Below are 21,264 nucleotides of genomic sequence, written 5' to 3'. Positions count from 1 at the left end.
GTCTGATTCTGAGAATCATTATCAGGAAAATAACAATTCACCTAATTTTTTTATTACTATTTGAGAATAAATTTCATTTTAATAAATATATGTTGTTGGTTAGGATGGTTGAGGGATGGAAGCGAGTGCAAGCAGTATAGAACAGCAAGAAGAGAATGTTAAAGAGATTAAGAGCAGACCGCTCATCGCTTCTATTATTTTAGTAGCGGGTACAATTTTGTTAGCTTTAAGCATGGCAGTTTCTATTTCTTTTGGGGCTGCAGATATTAGTTTAAAGACTGTATGGCAAGCTGTATTTCAGTTTGATGGATCTATTACACATCATAACGTAATTCAAGAGCTTCGCATGCCTAGAGCAATAGGGGGCGTAGTAGCAGGTGCCTTTTTAGCGGTATCAGGAGCAATTATGCAAGGTATGACGCGAAATCCACTTGCTTCACCATCATTAATGGGGATTACAGATGGGGCTGTATTTGGAATTGCAATTATGTATGCATTTTTCCCTAATTCACCTTATTTAATGTTTGTAATCGCATCTTTTATTGGAGCTGCGTTTGGTGCAAGCATTGTATATGGAATTGGGTCTTCTTCACCAGGTGGATTAACACCTGTGAAATTAGCTTTAGCAGGTGCAGCTATTAGTGCTTTATTAGGGGCAATTTCATCTGGAATCGCATTGTATTTCAATCTTGCCCAAGAGGTGAGCATGTGGAATGCAGGCGGAGTTGCTGGAGTGAAATGGCAAAGTATTAATATGTTAGTACCAATTGGCCTTGTTTGTCTTTTTATCGCAATTATGATGTCGAGATATATTACAATTTTGAGCTTCGGTGAAGAAATTGCAATTGGACTTGGTCAAAATACGACATTGATTAAATTTATCGGAACAGTACTTGTTCTTGTTTTAACGGGTTCTGCAGTTTCCATGGCAGGATCAGTTGGATTTGTCGGTCTTGTAATCCCGCATATGACTCGTTTCCTCGTAGGCTCGGACTATAGATGGGTTATTCCATGTTCTGCGGTCTTAGGCGGGCTGTTAATTGAATGTGCAGATATGTTATCTCGCGTTATTAACCCACCATTTGAAACGCCAATTGGAGCAATTACAGCGCTAATTGGGGTTCCATTCTTCCTCTACTTAGCACGTAATGAAGGGAGAGGAAAGATGTGAGGACGAGTGTCTTAACAAAAAAGAACATTTCTATATTAACGATTTTAGTAGGACTAATCATTTCTATATTTCTTATTAGTTTAAATACAGGAACTTTTAAAATCCCGCCAATGGACGTATTAAAGTCATTGGTTGGACTAGGGGCTGAAGATCAGTCTGTTATTTTATTTGAATTCCGTATGCCGCGTATGGTAATTGCTATACTAGTCGGATCTGCCTTAGCTATGTCAGGTGCGATTTTGCAAGGTTTATCGCGAAATCCGCTTGCTGATCCAGGTATTATAGGTATTAATGCTGGAGCGGGATTAACAGTTGTTATATTCGTCTACTTCTTCTTCGGGAAAGTAGGGACTGGTACATTTTTATCTGTATTCATTCTTCCATTCTTCGCACTAGTTGGAGCGATATTAGCAGCGGTAATTATTTATTTACTAGCATGGAAAGATGGCGTTTCATCGACTCGATTAATACTTGTCGGTATTGCCGTTGCAGCTGGATTTGGAGCTGTTAGTTTAATTTTCTCTATGAAGATGACATCTAACGATTTTCGTTTTGCTACGATTTGGCTAGCGGGAAGTCTGTGGGGTACAGATTGGAAATTTGTATTAAGTGTACTTCCATGGATGGTTATTTTCTTACCGCTTGCTATAAGTAAAGCACACATATTAAATGTAATGAACCTAGGCGATTCTACAGCAGTTGGCCTTGGTGTAAACGTAGAAAAAGAAAGACGTAAATTATTATTTATTGCAGTTTGTTTAGCAGGTGCATCTGTTGCTGTTGCCGGCGGAATTGGCTTTATCGGTTTAATGGCCCCGCATTTAGCAAGGCGCCTTGTTGGTGGTAAACATCAAATTATGTTGCCCACAGCTGCGCTAATAGGAACGTTTTTACTTTTATTCGCAGACGTAATTTCAAGAAGTGTACTAACAACTTCAGAAATACCAGTCGGTCTTGTTATTTCTGTAATTGGTGCACCGTATTTCATTTATTTACTTATGAGGACAAAATAAAGGGAGGCTTTTCGTATGGCAACTTTAGCGGTGGATGCGGTATCTGTTGGCTATAATGAAGGTTTAATTATTGATGGATTAACAGTTGAAATTCCGGAAGGCAAAATTACAACAATTATTGGACCAAATGGTTGTGGGAAGTCCACATTATTAAAAACGGCGTCTCGTATTTTGAAGGCAAAGCAAGGTACTGTTTATCTTGACGGAAAAGCAATTGAGAAACAGCCAACGAAAGAAATTGCAAAGAAAATGGCGATTTTACCACAAACTGCAGAAGTGCCAACGGGTCTTACTGTATTTGAGCTTGTGTCATATGGAAGATTCCCTCATCAAAAAGGGTTTGGCACGCTGAAAGAAGAGGATTATCGCTACATTAACTGGGCACTTGAAGTGACAGGAATGAAAGAATTTGCGAATCGTCCAGCAGAAGCGCTATCAGGTGGTCAACGTCAACGTGTGTGGATCGCAATGGCTCTTGCACAAGGGACAGAATTACTCGTATTAGATGAACCGACAACGTACTTAGATATGGCCCATCAATTAGAAGTATTAAACTTATTGAAAAAGTTAAATGAAGAAGAAGGTAGAACGATTGTTATGGTTATCCATGACTTAAACCACGCTTCTCGTTTCTCAGATCATATGATTGCATTAAAAGCAGGTAAGTTAATGAAACAAGGAACGCCAGATGAAGTTATGACAAGTGAAACACTTCGTAACGTATTTGAGATTGAAGCTCAAATCGTTCCATGCCCAGTAAACTGTAAGCCAATTTGTTTAACATATGATTTAGCGATGATTAGTAATCAATTGCGTAAAAAAGCATAAGTAGAACCCCCCTCGTGAAGAGGGGGACTTCTAATGGACGTTGAGCTTCTTATATAAGAATGGGAAGTTGAACGCCCGTTAGAATGGGTTATTAACAACAATTAATAAACATATATTGATTAATTGTTATCTTTGTTTCTTATAGTTCATTGTAACTTATAAGATAAATACAGCTAGAAGGAGTGGGAACATGAAGAATTTTAAAATGGCACTATTAGCAATGGTACTAGTTGTGACTTCTGTACTATTTGCAGCTTGTTCTAACAAAGAAGAAGAAAAGAAAGCAGATGCAAAGACTGAAGAGCGCACTGTAAAACATGCAAAAGGGGAAATTAAAATTCCTGCAAACCCAAAGAAAATTGCTGACCTTAGTGGTTCAACAGAAGAATTATTAATTTTCGGTATGAAACCGGTTATTACTGCTAATACATCTCAAGAAAAAATTGATGCACATATTGAAAAGAAACTAAAAGATGTTAAACCAGTTGGTTCTGCTTGGGGCGATAAAATTAACATCGAAGCAGTAGCTGCTGCAAAACCAGATTTAATTCTTGTAAATAATCGTCAAGAAAAGATTTATGACCAATTATCTAAAATTGCACCAACAGTTATGTTAAACACTCCATTAGATCAATGGCGTCCAAAATTCGAAGAAGTAGGTCAAATCTTCGGTAAAGAAAAAGAAACAAAAGAATGGTTCAAAAAGTATGATGAAAAAGCAAGCAAATTACATGACAAAATCGTCGCTAAAACTGGTGAAGCAACATTTATGAAAATGGCTGCATATCCAAATGCTTTCCGCGTATATGGTGATTACGGTTACGGTAGCGTAATCTTTAATGATTTAAAACTACCAGCAGTTAAAGGTACACCAACTGATAAACCGTTAGTACAAGTACAAAAAGAAGCTTTAATCGATTACAACCCAGATTACTTATTCGTATTTACAACTGGTGACGGTTCTCAGCGCTTAAAAGAATTCCAAGAAGAATCAATTTGGAAAAACATGAACGCTGTTAAAAATAACCACGTATTTACAATTAAAAATGAAGACTTAAACAAAGGTTACTTCCCACTAGGGAAAGATATGATCTTAGACGAAGTTGCTGAATTCGTTTTAGGTAAATAATGTATAAAGGAAATCACTTTTACTTCGGTAAAGGTGATTTTTTCTTTTTATAAAGGGAATTAATATAGTCTTTCATTTCTTTCTGTTTCTCATTTCGTTTATAATATAAAGTAAGAATGTAGTAAAGAAAGGGGGATGTCGGAAAGTGGTATATTTAAACGACAAACTCAGCGAAACAAAAGTGTTTAAAGACCCAGTACATAAATATGTGCACGTGCGTGATCGTGTTATTTGGGATTTAATCGGAACGAAAGAATTTCAACGCTTGCGCCGTATTAAGCAGCTTGGAACGACATTTTTTACATTTCACGGTGCAGAGCATAGTCGCTTTACTCATTCGTTAGGTGTATACGAAATTATTCGTCGTATGATTGATGATGTGTTTGATGGCAGACCAAATTGGAATGCTGAAGATAGATTGTTATGTTTATGTGCGGCATTACTTCATGATGTCGGCCACGGCCCATTTTCTCACTCGTTTGAAAAAGTATTTTCATTAGATCATGAGAAATTTACGCAAAAGATTATCGTTGGCAATACGGAGATTAATGATGTATTAAGTCGTGTTGATAAGGAGTTTCCACAAAAGGTAGCAGATGTAATTGCAAAAACGTCTACTAATAAATTAGCGATTAGTATGATTTCGAGCCAAATTGATGCGGATCGTATGGATTATTTATTAAGAGATGCTTATTTTACAGGCGTAAAGTACGGAAACTTCGATATGGAACGTATACTGCGTGTAATGCGTCCGTATGGGAATCAAGTAGTCATTAAAAATAGTGGTATGCATGCTGTTGAGCATTACATTATGAGTCGTTATCAAATGTATTGGCAAGTATATTTCCACCCGGTAACGCGAAGTGCAGAAGTTATTTTAACGAAGATTTTACACCGTGCGAAATCACTGCACGAGAAGTATTATACATTTAAAAATCATCCTGTTCATTTCTATTCTTTATTTGAAGAAGAAGTAACAGTAGAGGATTATTTAAAGTTAGACGAGAACGTTATGTATTACTACTTCCAAGTATGGCAGGAAGAAGAAGATCCAATTTTAAGCGATTTATGCCGCCGTTTTATGAATCGAAATCTATTTAAATATGTAGAGTTTACAGATAAACACGGTTTAGATAATTGGATGGAATTAAGTAGTTTATTTAAAAAGATTGGACTTGATCCGGAGTATTATTTAGTAGTTGATTCAACATCAGACTTACCGTATGACTTTTATCGTGCAGGAGAAGAAGAAGAGCGTCTACCAATCCTACTTCTTATGCCAAACGGAGAGCTTAGAGAGCTTTCACGTGAGTCGGATATTGTTGAGGCGATTACAGGTAAGAAAAGAACGGATCAAAAGCTATTCTATCCACATGATTTAATCTATGAAGATGGAAGAAAAGGAAAATATAAAGAGAGAATTATTGAGTTGTTAGAAGGAAAGAAATAAGAAGCAGCTAATGGCTGCTTCTTATGAAAAAACTTGAAATTATTTGTCGCTTAAGCGTTTTCCGCCAACTGCATAATGGTTTTTAGACATTTCTTCGATGAAAACAACGATGTTTTCTTCAGGAGCACCAGTTGTTTCGCTTACTGCTGCTGTTACTTTCTCAGCAAGAGCTTTCTTTTGTTCTTCTGTGCGTCCTTCTAGCATTTTCACTGTTACGTATGGCATGTACAATCGCTCCTTTTATGTAAGTTACACTCTTATTATAGCGGATTATGGGGAAGAACAATCGAAAAACAAATAATTTCTTTTTTTGACATATGGAAGAGGAGATGAAGCATGGATCAGTTATTTAGATACCCGTTGCACCAAATTCCTTTGGTAGCAATGGCCATTATTATCGCATTATCAGTTCATGAATTTGCACATGCATATGTAGCATATAAATTTGGAGACGATACAGCAAAGAGACAAGGCCGTTTGACTTTATCACCGATGGCACACTTAGATCCTATAGGTTTGATTGCAGTATTAATTCTTGGATTCGGTTGGGCAAGACCGGTTCCTGTTAACCCATATAACTTTAAAAGACCGCGTCTTGCAGGTATATTAGTTTCAATTGCAGGGCCGATTAGTAACTTCATTTTAAGTGCAATTGGTTTAATTATTTGGTATAGCTTATTAAAATTTGGTGTATTATACTCAATTCCATCTGCAGTGGCAGATACGTTAGCTCAATTTTTCCAGATTTTTATTATGCTGAATATCGTTTTACTTGTATTTAACTTATTACCGATCCCACCACTTGATGGGTATCGCGTAGTGGAAGATTTAGCACCAGCAAATATTCGCGCGAAAATGACACAGTATGAAAAATACGGGGCAATTGCGTTATTAATTCTCGTTATTACACCGCTTAGTAATTACACAATTCAACCTATTTTTCAGGTAGTTATTCCGCATGTATTTGTATTTTTAGATAGCGTCATTGCGCCTATTTTTGGCCTTTTATAATTTTTAAGTGAGGAGGATTTTACATATGACAGAGAAAAAGAAAAAAATCGGTTTTAATATCGTGAAAAATGATTCAACAGATGGACATGGTGGATTTGGTGTTGGAGCATTAAGCTTAGAAAACATTTCACCTGTATTTGTTGATGTACTAGAGAAGACTGCATTCGTTGATATCGGTGCGATGCATGCGCGTAGTACAGTAGAAAAAGGTATTAAGTTTTTAACAAATAAAGATGAGGTTCCAAACGGAAAACCGTTTTGGCTTGTTTGGGTAACGATTGAAAGAACTGCAACGGGTGCGTATTACGCAGGTGTAACAGCTTGTGAAATGACAGTTGACCGTGAGATTCGCCGCGGATATAAATCACTTCCAGAGCACGTAAATAAAATGGATAAATCATTGAAGCGTCACATTATGGTTGACCATATGGACGAGTCATCTAAAAAGGTACTTGGTACGTTCTTAAAAGAACATAATGAAGCGATTTGGAACGAATCTAGTGAAGAATTGCGCCGTGCATTATTAAGTGAATAAAAAATAGCTGACGGGTGCCCGTCAGCTATTTTTTTTACCAAGGAAGATATTTTTTCCACCAACTTGTTTTTTTCTTTTCTTCAGTCGTTTTTTCAAATTCTTCTTTATCATCGACGTGATCCATACAATATTCAGTCGGTTCGGTACCTTTAGCGAAATACATTTTCACAGAAATAGGACAATTTTTTGTAGCAATTTTACCGTTCTCTGGATTGATATTAACCGCTACGACGTCACTTGGTTGTTTAAATTCTTTTTTAGGCTGTCCATCTAAGCCCTTCTCCATCGTATCAGTCCATATTTTCTTCGCATACCCTTGTTCTGCTACGTTTGAAATAGATTTAGGTTGATCGTATCCGACCCATACACCTGTTACGATTTGCGGAGTAAATCCGATCATCCAACTATCCGTTTCAGTAGAACCAGATTTGCCGGCATATGTTCTTGATAGTTTGGATAACATCGATTGACCAGTTACAGCAGCATAGCTGCTTAGTTTCTTATTAAACATACCAGTCATCATTTCTTCCATTACAAACGCTTTGCTCTTGTCGAGAACTTGTTTACTCTCTAAATGAGCATCGTATAATATATTTCCTTCATGATCCATAATGCGGCGAATGAAAGTAGGTTTTACTTCTTTTCCACCGTTTGCGAACATGCTATAAGCGTTAACCATTTCAATTGGTTTTACTGGTGATGTACCGAGAGCTAGAGAAGGCACATCTTTTAATGCACTTGTAATTCCAAACTGTTTCGCTGTTTTTGCAAGCGCGTCATCGCCTAAAAACAAATTTGTTTTCACAGCATAAATGTTATCAGAGACTGCGAGAGCTTGTGCCATCGTTACGAAATCATCTGCATAATAATCTTTATAGTTCTTCGGTTTATACTTTGAAACGCCGTCACCTAAGGTGAATACAGTATATTCGCTTTTTAAGCGTGTAGCAGGCGTGAATCCTCGTTCTAATGCTGCATAATATAGAAATGGCTTAAATGTAGAACCAGGCTGACGAATGGCTTGTGTAGCCCTGTTAAATTGACTCGTAGTATAATCAGTTCCACCAACAAGAGCAGCCACTTCACCTGTCTTTGGATTCATAGAGACGAGAGCAGTTTGTATGTTTGTTGTGTCAGGTATGTGATCTTTTACAGCTTGTTCTGCTACAGCTTGTAGTTTAGGGTCTAGCGTTGTATAAATTCGCAAGCCACCCCGTTGTAAAGCTTGTTCGTCTAATCCAACATCACGAAGGAGCGAAGCTTGTACAGCATCTTGGAAATATGGTGCGACCTCTGCTACTTTTTTCGTATCTAATGAGGCAAAAGTTAGTGGCTCTTTCTTCGCTAAGGCTGCTTGTTGCTTCGTAATATATCCTTGCTTTACCATTTCATCTAATATGAGAGCTTGTCGTCCTTTCGCACGATCCTCTTTCAAAAAGGGAGAATAGACACTTGGCCCTTTCGGGATACCTGCGAGCATACTAGCTTCTGCTAATGTTAACTCTTTTGCCGTTTTATCGAAATATAGACGGGACGCAGCTTCGATGCCATAAGCGCCATGTCCGTAATAAATTGTATTTAAATATCCTTCTAAAATATGATTTTTATTATAATTCACCTCAAGGCGAATTGTGTACATTGCTTCTAATAGTTTACGTTTCCACGTTTTATCATGATCTAAGTAAAGGTTACGAGCATACTGTTGTGTAATCGTACTAGCACCTTGGACTTTTGCCATCGCTTTTAAATCGGCAACAATGGCACCAGCAATACGTTTCATATCAAAGCCATGATGTTTGTAGAATCGTTGATCTTCAATAGATAGTGTCGCCTCTTTTACATAAGGTGAAATTTCATTAAGAGATACATTGTAACGTTTTTGCATTTCATTACTTTGTCCTATAACAGTGTCATCATTTGCGTAAAAGACGCTTGTTTGCGGGACCGCAACAGGAGGAGGTCCCATAATTTTTGCAACTATAATAATAACAAAAAAAGAAAAAACGAAGAAAAGGACGCAAGAAAACATTGCGGTGAAGAAAAGACGTTTATATTTTTTAAGTTTTGGATTCATAGTTTGATCCATCTTTTTTCAGCCCCTCATTAATACAAGCGTTATTGTATTAGTATTGAGGGTTTTCGTTTATTTTAAACAATGAAATTTCGAAAATAAAAAAGCCCCTTCCATTAAGAAAGGAGCTCAAAGGCACGTGCTGGCCAATCGGTAATGATGACATCTACACCATAATCAATCATAGTTTGTAAATCTTTGTATTCATTAATTGTATATGGACGGAAAACATACCCTTGCTCTTGTGCTAACTGCACAAATTCTTTCGTTAATAACTGGAAGTTTGGATGTAATCCATTTGCTTCTCTATGTTTTGCTTCGGCAATTGGATCAGCAAGTGGTGTATCATATAAAATTGCTCTTGGGATTTCAGGAGCAATTTCTGCTAATAATGAAACAGAGTCATGGTTAAATGATGAAAATACAATTTGATTAGAAAGATGATATTCACGCACAAGTGCGACAGCTTTTTCCTCAATATTTGGGTAATGAATAACATCTGTCTTTAATTCAATATTTAGTTGTAAGTTCGTTGTGGAAAGCCAAATGAAAACCTCGCGCAATGTTGGGATTTTTGCTTCATGGAAAGAAGGGTCTTTATAGCTACCAGCGTCCAATGATTGTAGTTCCTCCACCGTTTTTTCCGAAACAAGTCCAACGCCATTTGTTGTGCGATCGACGGTTTCATCGTGAATTACGACAAGTTCACCATCTTTTGATAAGTGGACATCGAGTTCAATTCCGTGAGCGCCAATGCGTTCTGCTTCTTGGAAGGCAATCATCGTATTTTCGGGATGTGTTCCTTTTACTCCGCGATGAGCGAAAATAAGTGGTTTAATCATGTGAAATTCTCCTTATTATCTCATTTCTTTTATTATGAAACTGCTTTAGGGAAAATACAATTGAATATGACAAACATTTACAAAAGTCTAACAGTTGCAGAAAAGTTAACGTTAACGTAAAATGTAATAATCAAGTGAAGGGAGGAATAAACATGTATAAAATTGATGAAGTAACAAAGCAAGTCGGTTTAACAAAACGTACACTTCGTTATTATGAGGAAATTGGTTTAATTCATCCCCCAGAACGTAGTGAGGGAAATATTCGTCTGTATACTGATGAGGATATTGCCAGAATTAAAAGAATTGTAGAAGCGAAAGAAGTGCTAGGAATCACACTTCAAGAAATGCAGCATTTCTTATCACTAAAAGAAAGAATGGAGCAAAGGAGAAATAGCGAGAACCCTCGTGATCGTGAAGTGATTCAAGAAATTAAAGATATGCTTGAAAAACAAGTGCAAACGTTAGACGAAAAAATGGAGCAAATGCAACGTGTAAAGGCAGAACTCGAAGATAGTTTACATCGTGCAGTAACATTTTTAGAGAGCACAAAAGGAGAGTAATCAAAATGGAGAGCAAACAAAAACTAGGGAGATTGATTACAGTGGTGGCTACCTTCCTTGCCTTTTCGGGTATAGGAGTAGTCGACCCAATTTTGCCAATTATTGCAGAGAAAATTGGTGCAACACATTGGCAAGTTGAAATGTTATTTACCGCTTATATTTTAACGATGGCAATCATGATGTTACCAGCTGGTATATTTGCATCGAGATTTGGTGATAAACGGATGATGACAATCGGTCTTGCGATTGTGACTGTATTTGCGTTTATATGTGGTATATCGCAAACGATTGCTCAATTATCTCTTTTCCGCGCTGGATGGGGATTAGGAAATGCGATGTTTTTTGCTACAGCAATGACGCTGTTAATAGCATTAAGTAAAGAAGTTCATGAAGCAGTAGGATTATACGAAGCAGCTATCGGTTTAGGCATGGCTGGCGGACCATTATTAGGCGGGATATTAGGTGGTCATTCTTGGCGTTATCCGTTTTTCGCGACGAGTATTTTAATTTTCTTAGCATTTATTTTAGTATTCTTTTTTGTAAAAGAACCAGAGCGAAAAGTGAAGCGTAAGGCTGCTGGCGTAGGGGAATTACTTAACCTGGTGAAGTATAAACCATTTATGCAAGGTGCCATTTCAGGGATGCTATACTACTACGGATTTTTTGTCGTGTTAGCATATTCACCACTTATTATGCATTTATCAGCTATTCAATTAGGTTTTGTATTTTGCGGATGGGGACTCGCGTTAGCTTACGGTTCTGCAATTTTAGCACATAAGCTAGAAGGGAAATATGAACCAAAAACATTATTGAAGGGTAGTTTACTTGTATTTGCGATTTTCTTAATTGCACTATTCTTTGTGAAAATTATGTGGTTACAAATTACTCTTATCGTTTTATCAGGATTGGCATCTGGTTTAAACAATGCATTATATACAAGTTATGTAATGGATATTTCACCTTATGAAAGATCTGTTACGTCAGGTGTTTATAACTTCGTTCGTTGGCTAGGGGGCGCAATTGCTCCGATTTTATCAGGAGTTATCGGTCATACTGTTTCACCACAAAGTCCGTTTTTAGTAGGTGGAATTGTGGTATTAGTTGGTTGTATTATGATCCTAATTCCAATTCGTAAACCAGTAGAAATTGAGACAAAAGCCCTTTCTTAAGAAAGGGTTTTCTTTCCTTTTACGGTGCAAACCCTTTCTGCACATATGTTAGAACCCTCTGACTAAAATATATTTTCGGTATTTTTGTACTTTTAACTATACATTTTGGATGTTTTGTTTTATTTTTGTTAGGGGACATTAATGATGTCCCTATTATAAATTTGCATTGAAAGGCGTGATTGTACGATGGAACTATGGTTCACTGAAAAACAAACAAAACATTTTGGGATTACGGCGCGTATTAACCGCACATTACATACGGAGCAAACAGAATTCCAAAAACTTGATATGGTTGAAACGGAAGAGTTCGGAAACATGCTTATTTTAGATGGCATGGTTATGACGACAGAAAAAGATGAGTTCGTTTACCATGAAATGGTAGCGCACGTACCTTTATTTACACATCCAAACCCTGAAAACGTATTAGTTGTTGGTGGCGGTGATGGCGGTGTTATTCGTGAAGTGTTAAAACACCCAAGCGTAAAGAAAGCAACTCTTGTTGAAATCGATGGAAAAGTAATTGAGTACTCTAAACAATACTTACCATCAATTGCAGGCGCATTAGATAATGAGCGTGTAGAAGTGAAAGTAGGAGACGGTTTCCTACATATCGCAGAAAGCGAAAATGAATATGACGTAATTATGGTAGATTCTACTGAGCCAGTAGGACCAGCAGTAAACCTATTTACAAAAGGCTTCTATGCTGGAATTTCAAAAGCGTTAAAAGAAGATGGTATTTTCGTTGCTCAAACGGACAACCCGTGGTTTACACCAGAATTAATTACAACTGTGTTTAAAGATGTAAAAGAGATTTTCCCAATTACTCGTTTATACACAGCGAATATTCCAACTTATCCAAGTGGTCTTTGGACATTCACAATCGGATCTAAAAAACATGATCCATTAGAAGTAAGTGAAGAGCGTTTCCACGAAATCGAAACGAAATACTACACAAAAGAATTACACAATGCAGCATTCGCATTACCGAAATTTGTTGGCGATCTAATTAAGTAAGAGAATCGTATCGAACAAATAAAGTGTAAGTAGCTCATTTAAGGTGTTTGTCCAGAAGACTTGAACATGCTAGCTATTTACACTTCTGTAAAGAAAATTGTCTTCTTGTATGAAACAGAAGACCCGGTAAATCGAGAAAGAGGAGCAACTCGCTCCAAATTTGAGAAATAATGAAAGGTTGGGATACCTTAAGTTCCACATAAGGAGGAAAAGAATATGCGTTTTGATGAAGCTTATTCAGGTAAAGTATTTATTAAAAGTCATCCAAGTTTTGAAGAGTCAGAGGTAGTTATTTACGGGATGCCTATGGATTGGACAGTAAGTTACCGTCCAGGATCTCGCTTTGGCCCTGCACGTATTCGTGAAGTATCAATCGGTCTTGAAGAATATAGTCCGTATTTAGATCGTGAACTAGAAGAGGTAAAATATTTTGATGCGGGTGATATCCCATTACCATTCGGAAATGCACAACGCAGCTTAGACATGATTGAAGAATATGTATCAAAACTTTTAGATGCCGGTAAGTTTCCACTAGGTCTCGGCGGTGAGCACCTAGTGTCTTGGCCAATTTTTAAGGCAATGGCAAAAAAATATCCGGATTTAGTAATCATCCACATGGATGCTCATACTGATTTACGTGAATCGTATGAAGGGGAGCCTTTATCCCACTCTACACCAATTCGTAAAGTGTGTGATTTAATTGGTCCGGAAAACGTATATTCTTTCGGAATTCGTTCTGGAATGAAGGAAGAATTTGAATGGGCGAAAGAAGTGGGTATGAACTTATACAAGTTTGACGTATTAGAACCGTTAAAAGAAGTATTACCGAAACTTGCAGGACGCCCAGTCTATGTCACAATCGACATTGATGTATTAGACCCAGCTCACGCTCCAGGAACAGGAACGTTAGAAGCTGGCGGTATCACATCTAAAGAATTATTAGATTCCATCGTAGCAATTGCAAATTCAAATATAAATGTAGTTGGAGCAGACTTAGTAGAAGTAGCTCCAGTCTACGACCATAGTGATCAAACACCAGTCGCAGCAAGCAAATTCGTGCGGGAAATGCTGCTCGGTTGGGTGAAATAAAAGTGAAGCCGACTGTTTAGACCCGGTGGCTAAGGTTCTTTCCTGCAAAAGGTGCTTTTTACCTTTTGGCAGGGAAGGTTCTTAGACGCAATGGTCTAGGAGGCGTAACTGGATAGTAATAAAAGCGGAGGCAGCTCGCTCAGAATCGCAGGTCATTGGAACGCTCGATCGAGAAGCACTTTTGGCGCAGGCCGAGAGTGTGAAATGGCCAGAGATTCTAGCCGCTGCAGTTAGATAAATTAAAAGCCCTCTATATGTGAAGTGCACCCCAATTGTTAGACACAGTCTAACAATTGGAGGTGCATTTTTTATGGCTAAATTTTCTTCAAAAGAAAAAATCCAAGCGGTGAAACGATATTTAGATGGTACAGAAAGTGGAAAAACAATTGCTAAATCTATAGGAGTTAACCCTAGCGTACTTCGTGAGTGGATTAGACGATATGAGTCTTCAGGTGAAAAGGCCTTTGAAAAGTGCTATACATTCTACCCAGCCCAGTATAAACTAGATGTACTTTATTATATGAATGAACACGGGACATCTATCAGAGAAACAGCGGCACTTTTCAATATACCGTCTTATGAAACACTTCGGAAATGGAAAATAGCTTATGAAACAGGAGGATTGGATGCCCTACAATCAAAGAAAAAGGGGCGTCCAACCATGAAAGATAAAAAAATAAAACCAGTAGATGAAGGATCAATCGAAGCCTTACAAGCGGAAAATGAGCGTTTACGTATGGAAAATTCATATTTAAAAAAGTTGAATGCCTTAGTTCAAAACAAAGAAAAATCACCAAACAAGACAAAGCGCAAGTAATCTACGAGTTAAGGCATGAATTTCCTATCAAGGAGTTACTTCAACTCGCAAACATTCCACGTAGTACGTACTATTACTGGATGAAACATTTTAATCGTCCTGATCCAAATGCGGAGGTAAAAGAACTGATTCAAGCTATTTATAATGAACACGATGGGTGTTATGGTTATCGTCGTATTCGTGATGAACTTATGAATCGTGGACACAAAGTAAATCATAAAAAAGTGTATCGTCTTATGAAAGAATTAGGGTTAAAATGTCTGGTTCGTATGAAAAAATATCGCTCTTACAAAGGGACAGTTGGGAAAATTGCACCAAATATTTTAAATCGCAACTTCCAAGCTGAAAAACCAAATGAAAAGTGGGTTACAGATATTACGGAGTTTAAGTTATTTGGGGAGAAGTTATACCTATCACCAATGTTGGATTTATTTAATGGTGAAATTATCACGTATACAATTGGTTCAAGACCGACCTATTCCCTTGTTTCAACGATGTTGGACCAAGCCCTTTATTGTGTAACCGATCCGGATAAACTCCTCATTCACTCTGATCAAGGTTGGCACTATCAAATGAAACAATACCGTCATTCTCTTAAGAATTGTGGCATAACTCAAAGTATGTCTCGCAAAGGAAACTGTTATGACAATGCCGTTATTGAAAATTTCTTCGGTATCATGAAATCGGAATTTCTGTATCGAAAAGAATTTGAAAGTATAACACATTTCAAACAAGAGTTAGCAAAGTATATAGAATACTATAATCATAAAAGAATTAAGGCAAAATTAAAGGGTATGAGCCCAGTACAATACCGGGCTCATACCCTAGAGGCTGCCTAATGAAACGACCTGTCTAACTTTCGGGGGTCACTTCAGAATAGGGGGCTTTTCTTACTTTTTATAAATATTTATTCCAATTATATTATCAGATGAGTCTAAACGAATATAAACGTCATCTGATAAAAGGTGTGCATTATATATTCGTTGTTTATATGTTGATATCTCGAAGCGTTTTCCATTTAATTCACATTCTAGAATAATCATATCGCCATGTTCTTTCCAATTTATTAATTTAGCAGTTGTATTCATATAAACCTCCTCTAAATCATTTTATGAAAATTAGTAGAGATAGTGTGAGAAAGGAGTTTATATAACAAAAAAAGACACCTTAAGTGTCTTCTTTGATTACTATAAAAGTCGTTGAATGAAATAGGTTTCTATTTTTATTTGCGTGAAAAGCCTTCTTCATCAAGGTATTCCGCAGCTTCTGGATAAGAGTTGAATGTACCGTCTAAGTTTACACCAGCGTACACGTTCCACATGTCATCCTCTGAAATAAGAGTAAGAATATGACCATCTTCGTTCTGCCATTCTTCTTCTTTCGCAGGTTCTACAGGTGCTACTACCTCTTCTTGTGATAGAAGGTCAATTGATTTCTCAATTACTGAACGTAACTCCTCTGCTGAAAACTCACGGATGTTAACCATACCTTTATCATCTGTTTTATAACCTTTAATACCGCTTGCATATACAAATCCATTTCCATTTGGGTGTAAATGAAATACAACGTTCTTTTTATCTAAACGACTTTCTTCAAAGTGGAAGTTTACACGTTTTAATGATACGTTCTTTCTTTCTAGTTCTGGGAAAGATTCAATAATCGATAATTTTTCTTCAAAAGTTAGCATAGTGCCTCCAAGTATATAGTAAAAGATTTAATTTGTTCATTATAGCATAGTTGCAATTGTTTCCAAAGATAAGGGGAAAACTTTTCGTTGAATACGTTTACGTCACGAGAATGTAAAAAGTGAGCTAACGAATGTATCTTTTTAGGTGTACAATGGAACATGGACTTTATACAAAGGTGGTTTTTTTATGTTTCAAAAAATAGCAAAGGAATGTTTAGCAGGATTTACTGTTGCGATTGTTGCGTTACCACTTGCGATTGCGTTTGGTATTGCTGCGACAGGAACGTCTGAGGGAGCGCTTGTTGGATTGTATGGTGCAATTTTTGCAGGTTTATTCGCAGCGTTATTTGGCGGGACACCTGGGCAAGTAACAGGGCCAACTGGACCGATTACCGTTATTGCAACAGGAGTTATTGCGACGCACGGGTTAGAGGCAAGTTTTATTGCCTTTATGATGGCAGGATTATTTCAAATTTTATTCGGTGTATGTAAGCTCGGTTCTTACGTTCGATATATTCCGTATCCTGTCGTTTCAGGATTTATGAATGGTATTGCATTAATCATTATTTTAGGCGAAATAAAACACGTACAAAATAGTTTTCTACTTGTTGTGTTAACGATTATTGTAATGATTGTTTCTGGCAAATGGATTAAGGCGATTCCGTCTAGTTTAGTAGCACTAGTCGGTGTGACAGCTTTGCTTCCTTTATTTTCTTCTCTACTCGAAGGACTTACAGTAAAGTTACCGATTATCGGAAATCTTTCACTAAATAAAGTAATTGAAAAGATTGGAACTATTCCAGAAGCGATACCTACGCTTCATATTCCATCTTTAAGTGGAACAGGAATAGCAGCACTTATTTTACCAGCGCTTAGTATTGCTTTGTTAGGGTCGATTGACTCGTTGTTAACATCGGTCGTAATGGATAATGTGACAGGTACACGTCATAAAAGTAATAAAGAGCTCGTTGGACAAGGTATCGGTAATATGATGAGCGGATTGTTTGGCGGATTAGCAGGTGCAGGTGCGACTGTAAGGTCTATCGTGAATATAAGAAGTGGCGGTAAAACGGCACTTTCGGCATGTATGCATAGTGTTATCTTATTTATTTTTATTATGGGTCTTGGTTCGGTCGTACAATATATTCCACTTGCTGTATTATCAGGTATTTTAATTTTAACTGGTATTGGAATGTTCGATTGGGGAAGCATGAAAAAGATGCATGTCGCTCCTAAAGGTGATGTCGTTGTTATGCTCGTAACGATGATTGTAACGGTGAAGTTCGATTTAATGATTGCTGTTGCCTTCGGTATTATTCTTTCGTTCATCATATATATGGTGAAATGTAAAGAACGTAAAACTTCTATCGTAAAAGAAAAAGAAGAAACGTACACAATTCAAGGGCCGCTCTCTTTCCTATCAGTAGATCGTATTTTCTCTACTTTACAAGATGTGAAGTCACCGGTTGTTTTACGTATGAAAGATGTGCGTTATATGGATGTATCAGGAGCTATGGCATTATTAAATTTTGTTGAGCAATCAAATAAAGTAGGAGCAAGTGTAGAGCTTGAGCAAGTACATCCGAGTATTGAAAAAACAATCGCAGCAATGGCAAGCGATGAACAGAAAGAGCAATTGAAAATCTTAAGTGTTTAGATAGTAATTAGAATATCTCACAATTTTACATAAATTATAATGTAGAGTTGTGGGATGTTTTTATAATGTTTTTAGTAATATGTATCGCAGTGACAGAGAGGAAGGGCTCTTTTGGCGTAACAGAAACGCTTATAGTGTGTACATATATAATGGAAGGAATTAGAAAAATATTGTGAAGAGACAGGCTTAAATGGGTTCGCTTTTCTATTTTGAAAAAAAAACCAAGTATTCAACCTATAATAAATTTGTTATGATAACCAATGGGATAAAATGAATCCCTATCGCTTAAAACAATATGTTTGAGAGTATATGTATAAAAGAAAAGAGAAAAAATATGAATAAAACATTTGTAAAAGGAGCAGCAATTTTAACCATTACAACTTTTTTGTCAAAATTGCTTGGTAGTTTTTTTCAAATTCCATTACAAAATATTGCAGGAGATGAAGTGCTCGGTATTTTTCGCCTTGTTTTTCCTGTATATATGATTGCTCTTACATTATCGGTAGCCGGAGTTCCACTTGCAATTTCGAAACTAATTGCAGAGTTGAACGAAAAAAATAAGCAAAAGGAAATTGCGAAATTATTTAAATCAGCGTCAATTATTGGGATAGCATTTGGCGTTTTCGGCTGTTTAGTCATTGTATTATTTTCTATTGAAATTGCGAATATGCTCGGTGGACAAGAAACTAGAATGCCGTTGCTTATTACTTCATTAGCATTACTCATTGCGCCATACATGGCGGTGTATAGAGGGTATTTTCAAGGTTTCGGTGATATGAAACCAACAGGGGTATCACAGGTCATTGAGCAATTTGTACGTGTGTTTTTTATGTTAATAATTGCTTACATACTAGTATCATGGGATAAGAGTAATACTGTTATTACTAGTGGTGCGATGATTGGCTCTTTTCTTGGAGTCATTAGTTCGCTTATATATTTGCGTATAAAATATAATAGAAGTCCATACTACAATAAAAGCAATTCCTATTCGCTCCGAGATTTAAGAGAAAACGGCAAAAAGATATTGCGGGTATCGATCCCAATCGCTATCGGAGCTTTATCAATGCCACTTTTAAATTTAGTAGACTCGCTTACAATACCGCATGTATTACAAGGATCATCAACAGAAATTCAAGAACAATTTGGAATATACAGTCGCGGTTTTGCATTCACGCAAATAATTGTTATTTTTGCAAGTGCAATTGTATTTCCGTTAATACCACTCTTAACTTCCGCATTGGCCAAAAGAGATATAAATTTGGCGAAAATAACAATTCAAAATACAAATCGACTAGCGCATGTTTTGACAGCACCGTTAACAATATGGTTGATGGCATTAACAGTACCGTTAAATGTCGGATTGTTCACAGACGTAAAAGGCAGTAGTATGTTAACAGTTATGATTGGCAGTTCGTATTTTACTGCGGTTATGGTATTATCAATAGGTGTTTTACAGGGCATTAACCGTTCTGCACAAGCTGCATGGATTGTTATTGGTGCGAGTTGTGTGAAAGTCGTGTTAAACATGATGTTCGTGCAGAAGTTTGGTATAGATGGAGCGGCGTATAGTACACTAATTACTTACGTATTGATTTGTATTGTAAATCATTTGTATATTCGAAGCTATATTGCCTATTCTATTCATTTAAAAAGCTTTTTTGGTGTGCTAGCAATAGCATGTATTTTGGGACTAGGATTGTATGAACTATGTAATGTGATAGATGTTACATCTTCAAGAATTATGACGTTATTATTCAGTGGTATAGCATTAAGTATTACAACCATTTTGTATGGTGTATGTGCTTTGAAATTAAAATGGATATCAATAAACAAAATACCATTTTTGAAAAGATAAATATAGAAATTTAATTTTTTATTATAATTCATATGAGCTGATAAAGAGGAAACTATGTAGGGTATCAAGTGTTTAGGTAAGGAATGGGTACCAGTTTATGTTAGATGAAATAAACGGTTACCTAGTTTTGGAGGAGATTTAGGGTGCGTTTAGTCTTATCAGGATATTATGGTTTTTATAATGTTGGAGACGAGGCGATTCTACAATCAATTATTGAATCGTTAAGTAAAGAGAACCCGGATATAGAACTAGTAGTACTATCAAATGATTCTAAATATACAAAGGAAATGTATGGTGTAGAATCGGTAGATCGCTGGGATATAAAAGCTGTTTATCATGCAATCAAAAACAGTGATGGAGTTATTAGCGGTGGCGGGAGCCTTCTTCAAGATCAGACAAGTACGAAGAGTATTCTATATTATACGGGTATTATGGGACTCGCTCGATTATTAAAAAAGCCGTATTATATTTATTCACAAGGAATAGGTCCAATTACAAAAGGATATAATCGTTTATTAGTAAAATGGAACTTGTCAAAAGCTTCCTACGTATCAGTTCGAGATGAGGATTCGTTTTTATATTTAAAAGAACTTGGCATAAAAAACGATATTGAAATTGTTCCAGACCCTGTTTTAACATGGAAACGGACAAAACAATCGGATTGGTTGCAAAAGCATTCGATACATGGAAAAGTAATTGCGGTTAGTGTGCGTTATTGGAATGCAAAAGAAGATTATATAAAAAAATTAGCTGAGGCATTAAAAAAATTAAAGCAAGAAGGATACCAAATTCTATTTGTTCCAATGCATGAGCCATTTGATCAAAAAGCTTCGCGTGAAGTAGTAGACTTAATGGGAGAAGAGACGTATATGCTTCCATATAAAATGGATATCGACGAGAAAATATTCATTTTATCACAATGTTCATTACTAATTGGTATGCGTCTTCATGCACTAGTTTTTTCTGCTGTAGCCAAAACTCCAATGGTCGGGATTTCATACGATCCGAAAATTGATTCGTTTTTAAGTCAAGTGAATCAGCCAGTTATAGGAAGTGTGGATGGCGAATGGAGTGCTGAGTATTTATATGAAATTGCGAAAAAGCAATTAATGCAACAAGGAACTGTGCAGCAAGAGTTACAATTGACAATAGATGAGCTTCGGTTGCAAGGCAAACAGGCAACAAAGAAACTCATTGATCATATGGAAAAAGGCACTTTATTAAAAAAGTAAAGTGTCTTTTATTTTTGTTTTGAATTTAATGAAAATTCTAATTACAAAAACGTTTTATTTTAATTCCTATTTATTATGCTAAAATGATTGCGATTATTATATAATCAAATTTGTGATAATAAATTCGTAGATTA

General features: G+C 36.6%; 20 protein-coding genes. 15 read left to right on the top strand and 5 right to left on the bottom strand.

Annotated features, from left to right (window positions below):
- Positions 1-115: 115 nt before the first annotated feature.
- From F3I02_RS30940 to F3I02_RS30920, 5 genes are all read left to right on the top strand, one after another.
- Entirely contained in the window at positions 116-1,171 is a 1,056-nt protein-coding gene (locus F3I02_RS30940) for a FecCD family ABC transporter permease (protein ID WP_000388294.1), read from the top strand.
- Complete coding sequence (locus F3I02_RS30935; protein WP_061884804.1) at positions 1,168-2,184, top strand: FecCD family ABC transporter permease; 1,017 nt, start codon at positions 1,168-1,170, stop codon at positions 2,182-2,184. Before F3I02_RS30940 ends, F3I02_RS30935 begins: the two co-directional genes overlap by 4 nt.
- A gap of 15 nt (positions 2,185-2,199) precedes the next feature.
- A complete protein-coding gene (locus F3I02_RS30930) occupies positions 2,200-3,012 on the top strand; it encodes an ABC transporter ATP-binding protein (protein ID WP_000212068.1) in 813 nt (270 codons plus the stop codon).
- Between the two features lie 190 nt (positions 3,013-3,202).
- Positions 3,203-4,141: an ABC transporter substrate-binding protein gene (locus F3I02_RS30925; protein WP_000787724.1), complete on the top strand. Its 939-nt coding sequence runs from the start codon at positions 3,203-3,205 to the stop codon at positions 4,139-4,141.
- Positions 4,142-4,286: 145 nt separating this feature from the next.
- The gene (locus tag F3I02_RS30920; RefSeq protein ID WP_000262742.1) at positions 4,287-5,591 is read left to right on the top strand and encodes an HD domain-containing protein; all 1,305 of its coding nucleotides are present in this window, start codon (positions 4,287-4,289) and stop codon (positions 5,589-5,591) included.
- A 39-nt stretch (positions 5,592-5,630) separates the two neighbouring features.
- Here F3I02_RS30920 and F3I02_RS30915 read toward each other — a convergent pair whose 3' ends face one another.
- A complete protein-coding gene (locus F3I02_RS30915; RefSeq protein ID WP_001147171.1) occupies positions 5,631-5,816 on the bottom strand; it encodes a 2-hydroxymuconate tautomerase in 186 nt (61 codons plus the stop codon).
- A gap of 111 nt (positions 5,817-5,927) precedes the next feature.
- On the opposite strand from F3I02_RS30915, the gene F3I02_RS30910 reads away from it, so the two are divergent.
- The gene (locus F3I02_RS30910; RefSeq protein WP_196478747.1) at positions 5,928-6,602 is read left to right on the top strand and encodes a site-2 protease family protein; all 675 of its coding nucleotides are present in this window, start codon (positions 5,928-5,930) and stop codon (positions 6,600-6,602) included.
- A gap of 25 nt (positions 6,603-6,627) precedes the next feature.
- The gene (locus F3I02_RS30905; RefSeq protein ID WP_000136678.1) at positions 6,628-7,137 is read left to right on the top strand and encodes a YwhD family protein; all 510 of its coding nucleotides are present in this window, start codon (positions 6,628-6,630) and stop codon (positions 7,135-7,137) included.
- Positions 7,138-7,171: 34 nt separating this feature from the next.
- Here the strand turns inward: F3I02_RS30905 and F3I02_RS30900 are convergent, their stop codons facing one another.
- Both F3I02_RS30900 and F3I02_RS30895 read right to left on the bottom strand, forming a co-directional pair.
- The gene (locus F3I02_RS30900) at positions 7,172-9,223 is read right to left on the bottom strand and encodes a transglycosylase domain-containing protein (protein WP_000372968.1); all 2,052 of its coding nucleotides are present in this window, start codon (positions 9,221-9,223) and stop codon (positions 7,172-7,174) included.
- A 101-nt stretch (positions 9,224-9,324) separates the two neighbouring features.
- Positions 9,325-10,050: a glycerophosphodiester phosphodiesterase gene (locus F3I02_RS30895; protein WP_000595028.1), complete on the bottom strand. Its 726-nt coding sequence runs from the start codon at positions 10,048-10,050 to the stop codon at positions 9,325-9,327.
- Between the two features lie 152 nt (positions 10,051-10,202).
- On the opposite strand from F3I02_RS30895, the gene F3I02_RS30890 reads away from it, so the two are divergent.
- The 5 genes from F3I02_RS30890 (at position 10,203) to F3I02_RS30870 (ending at position 15,538) form a co-directional block, all read left to right on the top strand.
- Positions 10,203-10,610 carry a MerR family transcriptional regulator gene (locus F3I02_RS30890; RefSeq protein WP_000276560.1) on the top strand — a complete coding sequence of 136 codons (408 nt, stop codon included), beginning with the start codon at positions 10,203-10,205 and terminating at the stop codon, positions 10,608-10,610.
- 5 nt (positions 10,611-10,615) lie between these two features.
- Positions 10,616-11,779, top strand: a complete 1,164-nt coding sequence (locus F3I02_RS30885) for an MFS transporter (protein ID WP_000444234.1) — start codon at positions 10,616-10,618, stop codon at positions 11,777-11,779.
- Between the two features lie 186 nt (positions 11,780-11,965).
- A complete protein-coding gene (speE, locus tag F3I02_RS30880) occupies positions 11,966-12,793 on the top strand; it encodes a polyamine aminopropyltransferase (protein WP_000424696.1) in 828 nt (275 codons plus the stop codon).
- Positions 12,794-13,009: 216 nt separating this feature from the next.
- Positions 13,010-13,882, top strand: coding sequence for an agmatinase (gene speB / locus F3I02_RS30875; RefSeq protein WP_001209827.1), 873 nt, complete (start codon positions 13,010-13,012; stop codon positions 13,880-13,882).
- A gap of 310 nt (positions 13,883-14,192) precedes the next feature.
- Positions 14,193-15,538 (top strand): IS3-like element ISBth10 family transposase gene (locus F3I02_RS30870; protein WP_085960089.1). Its coding sequence is split into 2 segments (ribosomal slippage): positions 14,193-14,634 and positions 14,634-15,538, totalling 1,347 coding nucleotides; the frame shifts between segments, so codons are not numbered across the junction.
- A 51-nt stretch (positions 15,539-15,589) separates the two neighbouring features.
- Here the strand turns inward: F3I02_RS30870 and F3I02_RS30865 are convergent.
- Both F3I02_RS30865 and F3I02_RS30860 read right to left on the bottom strand, forming a co-directional pair.
- Positions 15,590-15,787, bottom strand: a complete 198-nt coding sequence (locus F3I02_RS30865) for a hypothetical protein (protein ID WP_001098260.1) — start codon at positions 15,785-15,787, stop codon at positions 15,590-15,592.
- A 134-nt stretch (positions 15,788-15,921) separates the two neighbouring features.
- Positions 15,922-16,386 (bottom strand): hypothetical protein, encoded by a 465-nt coding sequence (locus tag F3I02_RS30860; RefSeq protein ID WP_000954998.1) that lies wholly within the window; start codon positions 16,384-16,386, stop codon positions 15,922-15,924.
- Positions 16,387-16,573: 187 nt separating this feature from the next.
- Here F3I02_RS30860 and F3I02_RS30855 point away from each other — a divergent pair, with 187 nt between their 5' ends.
- From F3I02_RS30855 to csaB, 3 genes are all read left to right on the top strand, one after another.
- Positions 16,574-18,043, top strand: a complete 1,470-nt coding sequence (locus F3I02_RS30855; protein WP_196478746.1) for a SulP family inorganic anion transporter — start codon at positions 16,574-16,576, stop codon at positions 18,041-18,043.
- Between the two features lie 334 nt (positions 18,044-18,377).
- Positions 18,378-19,898, top strand: coding sequence for a putative polysaccharide biosynthesis protein (locus tag F3I02_RS30850; RefSeq protein WP_196478745.1), 1,521 nt, complete (start codon positions 18,378-18,380; stop codon positions 19,896-19,898).
- 143 nt (positions 19,899-20,041) lie between these two features.
- The gene (csaB, locus tag F3I02_RS30845; RefSeq protein WP_001241595.1) at positions 20,042-21,130 is read left to right on the top strand and encodes a polysaccharide pyruvyl transferase CsaB; all 1,089 of its coding nucleotides are present in this window, start codon (positions 20,042-20,044) and stop codon (positions 21,128-21,130) included.
- Positions 21,131-21,264: the final 134 nt, after the last annotated feature.

Origin of the sequence: Bacillus sp. SRB3LM (genome assembly GCF_015712745.1) — a bacterium.
Lineage (GTDB): Bacteria > Bacillota > Bacilli > Bacillales > Bacillaceae_G > Bacillus_A > Bacillus_A thuringiensis_K.
This window is presented reverse-complemented; position numbering and strand designations above follow the sequence as displayed.